Below are 12,853 nucleotides of genomic sequence, written 5' to 3' on the forward strand. Positions count from 1 at the left end.
GCTTCTTCCGCTGCTTGGGCTGACCATGGTGAAGTTAGCGGTGAGTGGTAGGGACAGCGCTTCCTCGGTTCACGTCAAAGCGCCGAGTCACGTGCAGCTATCTACTGTGGGTCCGAATGGGCGGTGACAATCAACACTCGAAATCTTCGGCAGATCACAGCCCTGCGGTCGCAAGCGCTTGAGGTGCTTGCAGCCAATCAGGCCCGGGCCGCCGATCAGTCTTTGAGCCCGGCAGATCGCCAAGTCGCGACGTTTGATGCCGAGGAGGCTCAGGCAGTGTTGGGCATACTCGATAGCGTGAAACTCAACCTGGGCCGAAGGAGGCAGGCAAGATCGCTGCACGCATACGCGCTCTTCTAGAGGGCGTCTCGTGGGCGCTGGCGTGTTTGGTGCCTGATCATGATTCGGTTCCCCGTCAAACCAAAACTCAGATACTACAGTGGCGTGAACCGAAAGTTGCAGCGCAAAAAAAGCGGGTTTATAACGCGGTTGCGCATCGCGCCGCCAATCACCTTAATACCCAGATCGCGAACAATGAGAGCGACACCCAGCAATATATGTTCGCTAACATCGCTTACGATATCGGCGCTTCGACGGATGACGTGCGATCTGCCCTTTCAAACGGCGGGTACAACGGCGTAACATTCATGGGCATTAGCGCAGAGGAGCGGACAGCACTGGCTCGATACAGACGAGAGGGGAGCTGAAGTGTCGCAGAAGTTTGCTAACCGGTGATTGTGATTAAATGCTTTTCAATCCGCTGGAATCGCTTCTCGCTTCTCTTCGAACATATGCCATCGCGCATAGACGCATGAACGATGGTCGCGGCTGTACGCCTGAGGTCATGGGGCGTAAAGGCTACCAGCTCTTTGTCTTCCAACAAGCGCCGCACAGCCTGGCTCATACAGTGGCTCGCAAGCACCCCAACGCTTTCGAAGCGACTGGCAACGACGGGTCTGTTGCCTTGGTCCTCTCCCTTCTCTGGCTTGCCGATCTCCAAGGCCGCCTCGATCAACTTGACGGCAGTCGGGAAGAGCGGGACTGTGTGCTCCGCTTTCTTGTTCTTCGTCCGTACAGCGGGAATGATCCAGTGGGGCTTTTCCCCGTGTAGGCCGTGAAGCTCGGAACGCATCATGCTCGCGACTTCGCCCCGGCGCTGGGCTGTCAGCAATACGGACTTTCAGCGCCAAGCGCGTTCCATCCGTGATGCCCGCTTCCTCATCGTTGAGGATCGCAAAGAAGGCTTCAGTTCGTCGAGTGTTAGAACGCGGTCCTTCTCGACTTCCTTGCCACCAACTTTCTTCATGCCGTGCAGGAAATTCTCAGTCAAATCTCGCGGTCGTTCGCATACCCCGCAAATGGTGCGGATATCCGCTTAAGCAATCCCGATGAGCAAGTGCTACCAAATGAGATAGGTTCGACATGTTGCCGGTTGTGGTACTTTCCGAAGCTCTTGGTCGGATCTAGACCACGCAGCGAGCTGCGATCCTGTTTAGACGGAGAGACGTTGAATGACCGCGAGAAGTCCCGAATACGAGAAACGCGAACGGAAGACCCATCCAGAGCCCGAACGGGCCGCCCAGGCTTCAGCCTCTGAAGCGGGAGGCACCACGCACGATGTTGGAGAATCAGCGAGGGCTGCATCAAGCCATTCATTTGCGTCTCCGGAATGGAAAAAATCCCTCGAAGAGACAACAGACCTGTTCGCTGCGGCGTTGAAGGACGGGTCAAAGCTGGCTGCTTCCTCTCTGCACGCTCAGGTCAATCTTCTGAAGAATCTTGCCAATTCCAAAACTCCCTCGGACGTGATGAAGTGCCATCTGGATTTCGCGGAGCAGTTCTGGTCGAAATCGTTCAGCAAAGGCTGAGAGATAAGATCATTTAGAGCGGGCCGTCATCTGCGGCTAGCTGAGCAATTCGCCAAGCGTGAAATAGGGTCGATGGCGCTCTATTACCTCCGAGGTGAACGCACCTTTGGCAAGCCTGACAATCACCCCAGTCCAGCTTCGCTACTTGCTCGACTACCCATGCGAATGCTCCTCCTCGTGAGGCTCAGTGATTCTGAGATGGAGATGGTCGAGCTCGTGATTGCGTAGTTTTCGAGCCTCAATCGCGCACGGCGTGTTGGAGAACGGGTGCGCGTCCGAAGGGAGACGATCGATTAAAAGGCCCGCTTGCCTGCTGTTCAATACGCCAGCGAAATTTCTGTGTGCTTAGCAGGTCGGATGAATGCCGCCATCGCGTACAGGCCGGGCGTGCAAGAGAATGCGCTGGGCCGTGATGGGCAGCACGTTGTCGGGGCAATTTGGCGGCGCGAGCGTGAGCCTGCAGTCCGAAGTTCGGCGGGACCAACTGGGACGGACAGTGCCCCCGTCGGCCATCAGTTTTCAGACCAAAGCGAACACCTTGACCCTGTAGCCCGCCACGAAGCGCCTGCAGAATCTCCGATTCTCGATTCGGCACGACCCTTGCTTGGTCCTGGGCAGCATCACCGAGTCTCCAGATGCGGTAATGTTAGGGGCGGGCTCGTCGCTTCTAGCGCCTGGTCCGCCCCGCCGGTTTGCTGTGAGGCGAGGTGAGTCAGGATGTTCAAGTGGTGGCGCTCATCTTCGCTCGCGCTCGTCGCCGCCGAGTTAGGAACGGAAAGTGCACCCGCAGCTCCGGAGTAGTAGGCGGCGATATCGAGCCGCAAGACCGTGGAACAAACATGCGCACCGGAACAGTAGTGTCGTACAGCGTTGAAAAGGGCTGGGGGTTCATTCGGCCTGACTATGGCGACGGCAAGGATTTGTTCGTGCACATATCGGACCTTCGCGGCTGCGCAGGGGCTGATCTGGTGTCCGGCACGCGCGTGACTTTCGGTATTCGTTTCAATAAACAGCGCTCGAAGTACAGAGCCGTCGAAGTCAGGCTGCGCGCTCCGGGGCATGGCGACCAGTGAATCCGATTGATGGCGACCACCATTTCCGATCGATGACGACCACCTGTTCCGGTCGATGGCGACCAGGGCAACAGGGCTGTGGACGGGCGTGATGAACGCCGTCCCAGTCGTGCAACATCCCGGATCGCCCCTAGGCTAGTCGATTCTGCTATACGAGGCTGATGGCAGCATCAGCTAAGTTCACCAAAACCGCACGACAGCTACGAGCGACCCGGATTGGGAACTTGTCGGATTCCGTCCCCGCAGAACCTAGGCCACCAAACCCGCGCCGAATGGCTCGAGGCCGAGACCTCAATGCTTTGATACTAACACTCCAGCCTCATTCCACCGTGACCGATTTTGCAAGATTACGCGGCTGATCCACGTCCGCCCCCCTTGCGACCGCGGTATGGTAAGCCAAGAGCTGGACCGGAATGGCATAGACCAGCGGCGTAAAGCTTGCGACCATTGCCGGCAGCACGATGGTCAGGAGCGTGTCTACCATCGCTTCAGACGCCCCCTTCGCATCGGTGATCAGGATGATCTTGCCGCCCCGAGCGGCCACCTCTTGCATGTTAGAGACGGTCTTCTCGAAGACCTCGTCGTAAGGCGCGATCACCACCACAGGCACAGCCTCATCGATCAGTGCGATCGGGCCGTGCTTGAGCTCGCCGGCGGCGTAGCCCTCTGAGTGGATATAGGAAATTTCCTTCAACTTGAGCGCGCCCTCCAAGGCCAAGGGGGCCGATGTGCCACGACCGAGATAGAGTACTGTCCTCGCGCCGGCGATATAACGCGCGAGCTTCTCAATCTGGGGCTCGACCAACAGGGCCGCAGCAATCAATCGCGGCACCTCAATGAGCTCGCGCACGAGCTGCGATTCATCGATTTCAGACAGCTTACCCCGCTCCTTAGCTGCTCTGACGGCAAGCACCCCCAATACCATCAGCTGGCAGATAAATGCCTTGGTGGAAGCGACGCCGATTTCTGGCCCTGCCAGGGTAGGCAAAACGGATTCGCTCTCGCGCGCAATCGTCGACGTCGGTACATTAACCACAGATATCGTATGCAAGCCCTTGCCCTTGGCGTATCGCAAGGCAGCTAATGTGTCAGCGGTTTCGCCCGATTGCGAGATGACTATTGCGAGATCGCCTCGGCGCAAAGGCGCCTCCCTGTAGCGGAATTCAGAGGCTACATCGACGTCGCAAGGCAAACGCGCGAGCCTCTCGAACCAGTATTTGGCGATGTGCCCAGCGTAGCTAGCCGTGCCGCACGCAGTAATTGAAATGCGCTGAATGCAATTAAAGTCGAAGGGCAACGCGAGCGGCAGGGCGACGCGTTTGGCCGCAACATCGAGATAATGCGCCAATGTCTTGCCGGCCACTGTCGGCTGCTCGTGAATTTCTTTGGCCATGAAGTGGCGGTAATTCGCTTTGTCCACAAGGAGCGCTGATACGCCAGATTTTGATGTTTCCCGCTGGACGATAGAGCCGTCTGCACCATAAATCACGCACGTTGCGCGCGTAAGCACGGCCCAGTCGCCGTCTTCAAGGTAGGTGACGGTGTCGGTCAAAGGTGCGAGCGCAATTGCGTCCGAGCCTAGATACACTTCGCCGCGACCATGTCCGATCGCGAGCGGCGAGCCCTTGCAAGCACCGATCAAAAGATCGTCGTTCGCTTTGAAAAGGAATGCCAACGCGAAGGCACCACGCAGTCGCGGCAGTGACGCCTGTACCGCATCCTGCGGCGAGTAGCCATTCTTGAGATAGGAATCGACGAGATGCGCCACTACCTCGGTGTCCGTCTCCGAGTTAAAGCCGGCTCCATTCCGCTCCAACTCGGCTCGCAGCTCGCGGAAATTCTCAATGATCCCGTTATGAACGACCGCGACATTCTCCGTCGCATGCGGATGAGCATTGCTTTCGGTCGGCTTTCCATGAGTCGCCCAGCGGGTGTGACCGATGCCAGCATGCCCCGACGGCGGACAATAGCGCAGCTGCTCCTCAAGGTTCCTCAGCTTACCTTCGGCGCGGCGGCGCTCGATCCGGACTCCTTCGAGAGTTGCGAGGCCCGCGGAATCGTAGCCACGATATTCCAATCGCCTGAGCGACGCGACCAACTTATCAACGACCGGACCACGGCCCAAAATGCCAACAATTCCACACATATCAATCCATGCAGCCCAGCTTCAAGAAGTCTGACGTTCCTCCAACAGGAGCACCGTCGCAAACTTCGTTTGCCCAAAGGTAACAGGTTTAGGTTCGGGATTTTCAGCGGGCGCCTTTATCACCGCCGCATTCTCTGGCCTCATTTAGATCTCCCGGCCATCATCGCTTCGCCCAGCTAGATTCCGCTTTTGGCTGGCCGATCGAAGAAACACTGCGATGCCATCGCCATTGGCGTGACTGCCTGAAGCAGAATCAGATGCGCTAGTGCGCCTGCACGGCGCATCCAAGTCCGCCCAAACAGGCTCGCTCGACGGCCTCACTAACTGTCGCCGGCGCAACAAGCCGCTGCCAAGATGTATCAAATAGTCTCGCTCCATAGATTGAGGGCATTCGAACAGAACGGAAAGCCAATTATCCTACGGTGAAGCAGGTTATCTTGCTTGGCTCACTCTCACCGAGGAGCCATTTCAGGACGCAGTTTGTGTTCTCAGAAGAAGCGAGAAGCGATGCCAGCTTGCCGGGCACGGTCAATATGGCAACAACTGAGTCCTCGCGTCTCACTAATCATTCTCCCGGGCGAGTGACGCTTCGTCTGGGCTTCGCTCCATTTCAGACAGAAAGATGAGATCTGCCCACGTTCCGCATAGTCCCTGCTCATCTCTTTGCGCAGCTGCTCCCGACTTGCTGGAAACACACTTGCGATGAGGGTTTAAGAGACTTTTCATGATTGGACAGAGGCAACTTATGCCCGGTCAAGTTAGAGGACTGGCATCAAAGCTCCATTGTACGAACGTAAGATTTCGATATCGAAACGTTACAAAGTCTATACCAACGTTTGCCTTTCTTTCTCATTCTGTTTTGCATCAGGCCGTCCATTGCCTACCCGCAATTAGCAAAGCGGCGCTGATTATGAGCCGCGAAGGCTGCGTCTTCTAGTCGGAAGTCTCACCACGTCACTCTTCCGCGCCATGAGGGACCAAACGGAAAACATACCTGCGCGCGTGGAAAGATAAGGACCCCAGAAATATCGCGAGGAGGCAAAGCGCCCCCGAGCGCGTCTAACAGGGCCTACCATCCATCCCGCCTGCTTGGGATCGTCGCCGTTGCGAGGGTTCGCTCGACTTTCATCTTTGAAGCTCATGCGCCGGCATCATTCAGTCCACCTAAATCAATGTATATGGTGTGTTTTCCTGAGTCCGGTGTATGACTTGGCTTGCCGAGCGTATCCTTTAATTGCGATGGAGCGCGCATCCGCATATCGATCTTTTCGAGAAGCGGCTTCGCAATGATTTCTCAGAGTGCAGCTCTTTCCGGTGCAACTAAGGAAGACCATGACGGTTCGCAACTCAAAGGGGCGTGTCGCTCTCATCACCGGCGTGACCGGTCAGGACGGCGCCTATCTCGCCGAATATTTGCTGTCGCTCGGCTATGTCGTGCACGGCATCAAGCGGCGCTCGTCCTCGTTCAACACCGCGCGCGTCGATCACCTCTATCAGGACCCGCATGTCGGCAACGTTCCGTTCCTGATGCACTATGGCGACATGACGGATTCGACCAATCTGATCCGCCTGGTGCAGCAGATCCGGCCGACCGAGATCTACAATCTCGCAGCTCAAAGCCACGTCGCCGTCAGCTTCGAGAGCCCGGAATACACCGCCAATGCCGACGCCATCGGCGTGCTGCGCCTGTTGGAAGCGATCCGCATCCTCGGCATGGAGAAGGAGACGCGGTTCTACCAGGCCTCGACCTCCGAGCTCTACGGCCTGGTGCAGGAGATCCCGCAGAAGGAGACGACGCCGTTCTATCCGCGCTCGCCCTACGGCGTTGCCAAGCTCTACGGCTACTGGATCACGGTGAACTACCGCGAAGCCTACGGCATGTTCGCGTCGAACGGCATCCTGTTCAACCATGAGAGCCCGATCCGCGGCGAGACCTTTGTGACCCGCAAGATCACCCGCGGCGTCGCGCGTATCGAGGTCGGGCTGGAACAGACGCTCTATCTCGGCAATCTCGAAGCCAAGCGCGACTGGGGCCATGCCAGGGACTATGTCGAGGGCATGCACAAGATCCTGCAGGCCGACAAACCCGACGACTTCGTGCTCGCCACCGGCGAGATGCGCTCGGTGCGCGAGATGGTCGAGCTGTCCTTTGCCCATGTCGGCCGCCGCATCGCCTGGCGCGGCAAGGGCGTCGAGGAGACCGGCGTCGATGAGACGAGCGGCAAGACCGTGGTGAAGATCGATCCGACCTATTTCCGTCCGACCGAGGTCGATCTCCTCGTCGGTGACGCCAGCAAGGCGCGCGAGGTGCTCGGCTGGACGCCGAAGCGCAGCTTTGCCCAGCTCGTCGAGGAGATGATGACGAGCGATCTGGCGGAGACAAAACGGGATGCGGCCAGTGGCAAACGCACCGTTTGAGCTGAGGGGCAAGAGCGTCTACGTCGCCGGCCATCGCGGCATGGTCGGAGCCGCGCTGGTGCGCCGGCTGGCACGGGAGGAGGTGCGGCTCGTCACGGTCGACCGGCGCGAGGTCGATCTCTGCAACCAGGCCGCCGTGTTCGACTGGTTCGCCAGGACGCGGCCGCAAGTGATCTTCCTCGCCGCGGCCAAGGTCGGCGGCATCGTCGCCAACAACACGCTGCGCGCCGAGTTCATCTACGACAACATCGCGATTGCGGCGAACGTGATCCAGGCCGCGCATCAGAACGGCGCCGAGAAGCTAATGTTTCTGGGCTCGTCCTGCATCTATCCGAAGCTGGCGCCGCAGCCGCTGCGCGAGGATTCCGTGCTCACCGGTCCGCTGGAGCCGACCAACGAGCCCTATGCGATCGCCAAGATCGCCGGCATCAAGATGGCGGAGGCCTATCGCAGCCAGTATGGCAGCGACTTCATCAGCGTGATGCCGACCAATCTGTACGGCCCCGGCGACAATTATCACCCCGAGCTGAGCCACGTCGTCGCCGCGCTGATCCGCCGCTTCCACGAGGCGAAGGTTTCGGGAGCGAAGCGCGTCATCGTGTGGGGCACCGGCACGCCCCGGCGCGAGTTCCTCTATGTCGACGACATGGCGGATGCCTGCGTGCACCTGATGAAGACCTATTCGTCGCCGGAACCGGTCAATATCGGCACCGGCGAGGACATCACCATCGCCGATTTAGCACTGATGGTCGCGGCCGCCGTCGGCTTTCGCGGTGAAATCAGCTTGGATACGTCGCGCCCGGACGGAACGCCGCGCAAGCTGCTGGATGTTAGTCGGCTGTCCAGACTCGGCTGGCGAGCCACCACCTCGCTCACGGAAGGCATTCAGCTGGCATACCGGGTGTTTTGCGCTGAGAGAGACGGACGGCTCCAGAGTGATCTGCTCGTTCTCGACAAGGCAGCCTGCATCACCGGCTAGGGTCCAGACTCAATTGAGCCAATATGCGACGAGAGCGGCGAGATGAACAGCGGCCAAAAAATTACGGGCGAGCTTGTCATATCGCGTGGCGATGCGCCGGAAGTCCTTGAGCCTGCAAAAGCAGCGTTCGATGACATTTCGTCCTTTGTAGGCGCGTTTGTTGAAGCGATGGATGACGACACGGTTAGATTTATTGGGGATTACGGGCTTGGCGCCACGACGAATGATTTCGCCGCGAAGCTTGTCGCCATCATACCCTTTGTCGGCGAGGAGCACGCTCATGGGTGGCGCGAGCGCCAGGACATCGGGAGCCGCAGCGATATCGGCATCCTGGCCTGGAGTCAGATGCAGGACGACCGGCCGGCAGAGCGGATCGCTCAGCGCATGGATTTTTGTCGTGCGGCCTCCGCGCGAGCGGCCGATTGCTTGATTGTGCTCCCCCCTTTTCCGCCGGAGGCACACCGGTGAGCTTTAATCGAGGTCGAGTCGAGCGACAGTACGACGCCGTCTTCGCCAGGCTTGGCCAGCGCTTCGAAGATTGCGCACCATCGTCCTCGCTTGGCCCAGCGATTGAAGCGATTGTAGATCGTCGTGTAAGGGCCGTATTCACGTGGACAATCACGCCATCGTGCACCCGATTGCAGCATGTGAATGATGCCGCTGACGATGCGTCGGTCGTCGTCCCGATCCGGCCCCGTCAGTCCCCTCGGCAGATGCGGTTCGATACGCGCCCATTGCCTGTCGTTCAGCCAAAACAAACCAGCGCGCATTCTCTCGCCCCCGAATCAACACGTAGGCAAGAGAATCACGTGGCGCTATTTAGGTACAGACCCTAGATCATATCGAGCAATGTTCCGAAGGGGCTGAGCCTTGCGATGATCTGTCAGCCCTCCTTTTTGATCAAGAGAGCACCGATTCTCCTTTGGTCGAGCTTGGGCGTCAGGTCTCCGTGAATACCCGGCGCCGCTTTAACCTGGGGCGGCAGCAGCGGATCTCCGACTGTTAACCGCCGAAAAGATGCGCCCAGTTTGGCACCAAGCACGCGAAGTTCTCGATGTGTAAAGAACCGTGAAGTGGTCCTAAGCTCCTTCGCGCGTCACACTAGCAAACCTAGATGATTTGATGGTCATGCTTTGTTACCTCGGCATCAGCAGCGCTGGTGAAGTCGCGCTCGGCGAGGTTCGCGCGGACGACACCCCCATTACCACGGTGATCGGACGCGATCGCGACATAGACCGCCGGGAGCACGAATAGCGTGATCAGCGTGCCCGCAGACATGCCAGCGGCGAGAACGAGTCCGATCGAGAACCGGCTCGCGGCGCCAGCTCCCGTTGCCGTCAACAAGGGTATGAAGCCCGTGACCATTGCCGCCGTGGTCATCAAGATTGGGCGCAGTCGGACACGCGCCGCCATCTCTATAGCCGAGCGACGGTCAAATCTCTCCTTGAACTGCAGCTCATTGGCGAACTCAACCATTAGGATGCCGTGCTTTGAAATCAACCCGACCAGTGTCAACAGTCCAACCTGGGTGTAGATGTTCATGGTCGCCCAGCCGAGGAACGGCGGAATCAAGGCGCCGACCATTGCCATCGGCACGCTGATCATGATGATGAGCGGATCGCGCAGACTTTCGAACTGCGCCGAAAGCACTAAGAATATGATGATGAGGGCAAATGCAAAGGTAATCGCCAATTGATTACCCTCGTGCACGTACTGGCGGGCGTCGGCCAGGAAGTCGTAACTGAAGCCTGGGGGCAGTTTCTTCGCCTCGGCTTCTAGGAAATCCACGGCCTGTTCGATCGTGACGCCGGGCATCGGCACGGCCTGAAAGGTCGCGCAGTTGAGCTGGTTGTAGTGGGTGAGCGCATTCGGATCGGTCGCAGTCTCGGTGGAGACTACGGTAGACAGCGGAAGCATCGATCCCGTCGCAGTCTTCACATAATAGCTTCCGATTGATTGCGGCACTAGCCGTTCCTCTCGCGGCACCTGCGGGATCACCTCGTAGGAGCGGCCCTGCAGATTGAAGCGGTTGACGTAATTTCCCCCAAGTAAGGTGGCGAGCGCGTTACCGACGATCTGCATGGTGATGCCAAGCTCGTTAGCCTTCGATCGATCAACCTTGATTCGTACCACCGGCTGGTTGAACTCGAGGTCGGAGTCGCTCACCATGAAGAGGCCGCTCTTCTGCGCGGCATCCTTCAACTTTGACATCTGCTCGTGGATGGATTGAAAGCCAAGAGTCGAATTGATCACCATCTGGACTGGTAGGCCACCAGAACCGCCCGGCAGCGGAGGCAAGCTAAAGGCAAACGCGTTGATGCCTTCGATTTTGGATAGCTCGGCCTGAACAAGCGACTTTAGTACAATCGATGATCGCTTGCGTTCGTCCCAAGGCTTGAGCAACATGCCGGCCATGCCACTCTGCTGGCCGCCAATGCCATTGAACACGAAGCTCAAGTCAGTCTCTGGAACTTTTTTCAACGCGCTTTCAAGCTTGGTGCCATAATAGTCGAGGTAGTCGATATTGGCGTATTTCGGCGCCTTAGTTAGCGCGAATATGATACCTTGATCCTCCTCCGGCGCTAGTTCCTTGGAAATATGCATATAGAGAAAGCCGACAAGTCCCAACATGGTCAGCGCAAATAGGCCGGTAATTGGGCGATAGTCGAGCGAACGGTCGAGCTTGCGGCCGTACCATCGTGTTACGGCACTGAACCCGCGGTTCACAAGCCTTGCAAATCGTCCCCCCTTGGCGCGCCTCAGGAAGAGAGAGCACATCATGGGCGACAGCGTCAAAGCGACCACACCGGACACGATCACCGCTCCTGCCAGCGTGAACGCGAATTCGCGGAACAGGCCACCGGTGAGGCCGCCAAGGAATCCGATCGGGGCATATACCGCAGCCAAGGTAATCGTCATGGAGATAACCGGACCGACGATCTCGCGCGCGCCCCTTGTAGCAGCCTGTAGCGGAGCCGCTCCTTCTTCTAAATGGCGATGAATATTCTCCACCACCACGATTGCGTCGTCGACCACGAGGCCGATCGCGAGAACCATCGCAAGGAGCGTCAGGAGGTTGAATGAGAACCCCAGCGCCAGCATCATGCTGCAGACACCAACGAGAGACAACGGAATAGTAACCACAGGAATGATGACGGACCGCAGCGAGGCCAGGAAAAGAAAGATCACGACGACCACAACCACGACGGCCTCAATGAGCGTCTTCTTCACTTCGTCGATCGATGATTGAATAAACTTGGATGAGTCGTAGGCCACTTTCATCTTCAGCGGCGGCGGCAGGTTACGCTCCATTTCAGGAAACAGCGCCCGAACGCCTCGCACTATGTTTAGCGGATTGCCTTCCGGGCTCGCTTGCACGCCGACAAAGACCGCGTGGTCGCCGTTCATCGTGACGGTAGTGTCCGTCATCTGCGCGGCAAGTTCGACTACCGCAATGTCTTCCATGCGCACAAAGCCACCGTCATTCGCCTTGACAATCATACGCTTGAAATCGTCAACACTCCGCAAATCCGTATTTGCTGTGACATCGGAGATAGTGAAATAGCCCTTGGTCTGGCCTGCCGCAGCCTGGAAGTTGTTAGCTGCGATTGCAGCCGAAACTTCAGCCGGCGATATGCCATGCCCAGCCATTTTCGCAGGGTCTAGCCATAGCCGCATCGCAAAACTCTGGCCGCCTAGGATGTCAGCCGCTGAAACGCCGTCGACGGTTGAGATAACCGGTTGCACGACGCGCGTGAGGTAGTCGGTGATCGCACTGGCCGCTAGCTCATCGCTGGAGAAAGCGATATACATGACAGCATTCGTCTGACCGCTCGACTTCGTGACGACTGGATCGTTTGATTCCTTCGGGATCAGGTATTTGACTGAGTTGACCTTGGAGAGCACCTCCGTGAGCGCTTCGTTTGGATTGAAGTTCAGCTTGATGTAAACTTGAATAGTCGAGACACCAAGCATAGACGAGGAACTGATGTAGTCGACGCCTTCGGCGGACGCGACTGCTTGCTCCAGGGGAGTGGTGATGAACCCCTGGATCATGTCGGCCGAGGCGCCAGGATAGGCAGTCGTGATATTGATGACCGTATTGGTTAGCTTCGGATATTGCCGGATCGGCAGTAGGACCGCGGCGCGCAAGCCGATCAGCAAGATCAGGAAACTCACGACGATTGACAATACCGGACGTTTGATGAAAAGCGCGGTAAATGTCATGTCAACTCGTATTCGGGATTGGGATGTAAATCTGCCACCAACTTTAAGGCAATGGTCAGCAATGCGGCGACTGTGCTAGAGCCCCCGCTGTAGAGCTCGTGCCCTTTTTGCGTTTATCGGCGAAAGGCCCGACAAGAATAGT

At 57.9% G+C, this 12,853-nt stretch carries 9 protein-coding genes; 5 read left to right on the plus strand and 4 right to left on the minus strand.

What is annotated here, in order from left to right; translation table 11 throughout:
• The first annotated feature begins 389 nt into the window (after positions 1-389).
• Positions 390-707, plus strand: coding sequence for a hypothetical protein (locus J4G43_RS45475; protein ID WP_011084451.1), 318 nt, complete (start codon positions 390-392; stop codon positions 705-707).
• Between the two features lie 17 nt (positions 708-724).
• On the opposite strand, the gene J4G43_RS45480 is transcribed toward J4G43_RS45475, so the two are convergent.
• Entirely contained in the window at positions 725-1,135 is a 411-nt protein-coding gene (locus J4G43_RS45480; RefSeq protein WP_028182255.1) for a tyrosine-type recombinase/integrase, read from the minus strand.
• A 376-nt stretch (positions 1,136-1,511) separates the two neighbouring features.
• Between J4G43_RS45480 and J4G43_RS45485 the strand changes: the two genes are divergently transcribed.
• A complete protein-coding gene (locus J4G43_RS45485; RefSeq protein WP_028182256.1) occupies positions 1,512-1,868 on the plus strand; it encodes a hypothetical protein in 357 nt (118 codons plus the stop codon).
• Between the two features lie 839 nt (positions 1,869-2,707).
• Positions 2,708-2,941 carry a cold-shock protein gene (locus tag J4G43_RS45490; RefSeq protein ID WP_018647867.1) on the plus strand — a complete coding sequence of 78 codons (234 nt, stop codon included), beginning with the start codon at positions 2,708-2,710 and terminating at the stop codon, positions 2,939-2,941.
• 319 nt (positions 2,942-3,260) lie between these two features.
• Here the strand turns inward: J4G43_RS45490 and glmS are convergent, their stop codons facing one another.
• Positions 3,261-5,087 (minus strand): glutamine--fructose-6-phosphate transaminase (isomerizing), encoded by a 1,827-nt coding sequence (gene glmS / locus J4G43_RS45495; protein WP_011084447.1) that lies wholly within the window; start codon positions 5,085-5,087, stop codon positions 3,261-3,263.
• Between the two features lie 1,332 nt (positions 5,088-6,419).
• On the opposite strand from glmS, the gene gmd reads away from it, so the two are divergent.
• Positions 6,420-7,505 carry a GDP-mannose 4,6-dehydratase gene (gmd, locus tag J4G43_RS45500; protein ID WP_208088733.1) on the plus strand — a complete coding sequence of 362 codons (1,086 nt, stop codon included), beginning with the start codon at positions 6,420-6,422 and terminating at the stop codon, positions 7,503-7,505.
• Positions 7,477-8,484 carry a GDP-L-fucose synthase gene (fcl, locus tag J4G43_RS45505; protein WP_011084445.1) on the plus strand — a complete coding sequence of 336 codons (1,008 nt, stop codon included), beginning with the start codon at positions 7,477-7,479 and terminating at the stop codon, positions 8,482-8,484. The genes gmd and fcl overlap by 29 nt, the downstream gene beginning before the upstream one ends.
• A 9-nt stretch (positions 8,485-8,493) precedes the next feature.
• Here fcl and J4G43_RS45510 read toward each other — a convergent pair.
• Positions 8,494-9,254 (minus strand): IS5 family transposase gene (locus J4G43_RS45510; protein WP_110115998.1). Its coding sequence is split into 2 segments (ribosomal slippage): positions 8,494-8,915 and positions 8,915-9,254, totalling 762 coding nucleotides; the frame shifts between segments, so codons are not numbered across the junction.
• A gap of 340 nt (positions 9,255-9,594) precedes the next feature.
• A complete protein-coding gene (locus J4G43_RS45515) occupies positions 9,595-12,711 on the minus strand; it encodes an efflux RND transporter permease subunit (protein WP_028153850.1) in 3,117 nt (1,038 codons plus the stop codon).
• Positions 12,712-12,853: the final 142 nt, after the last annotated feature.

Source organism: Bradyrhizobium barranii subsp. barranii, from assembly GCF_017565645.3.
Lineage (GTDB): Bacteria > Pseudomonadota > Alphaproteobacteria > Rhizobiales > Xanthobacteraceae > Bradyrhizobium > Bradyrhizobium barranii.

What these genes read in the sequence shown, in the direction of transcription:
- J4G43_RS45480 (WP_028182255.1), bottom strand. Translation starts at nt 1,135, where the DNA reads ATGATGCGTTCCGAGCTTCACGGCCTACACGGGGAAAAGCCCCACTGG.
- J4G43_RS45485 (WP_028182256.1), top strand. Translation starts at nt 1,512, where the DNA reads ATGACCGCGAGAAGTCCCGAATACGAGAAACGCGAACGGAAGACCCAT.
- J4G43_RS45490 (WP_018647867.1), top strand. Translation starts at nt 2,708, where the DNA reads ATGCGCACCGGAACAGTAGTGTCGTACAGCGTTGAAAAGGGCTGGGGG.
- glmS (WP_011084447.1), bottom strand. Translation starts at nt 5,087, where the DNA reads ATGTGTGGAATTGTTGGCATTTTGGGCCGTGGTCCGGTCGTTGATAAG.
- gmd (WP_208088733.1), top strand. Translation starts at nt 6,420, where the DNA reads ATGACGGTTCGCAACTCAAAGGGGCGTGTCGCTCTCATCACCGGCGTG.
- fcl (WP_011084445.1), top strand. Translation starts at nt 7,477, where the DNA reads ATGCGGCCAGTGGCAAACGCACCGTTTGAGCTGAGGGGCAAGAGCGTC.
- J4G43_RS45515 (WP_028153850.1), bottom strand. Translation starts at nt 12,711, where the DNA reads ATGACATTTACCGCGCTTTTCATCAAACGTCCGGTATTGTCAATCGTC.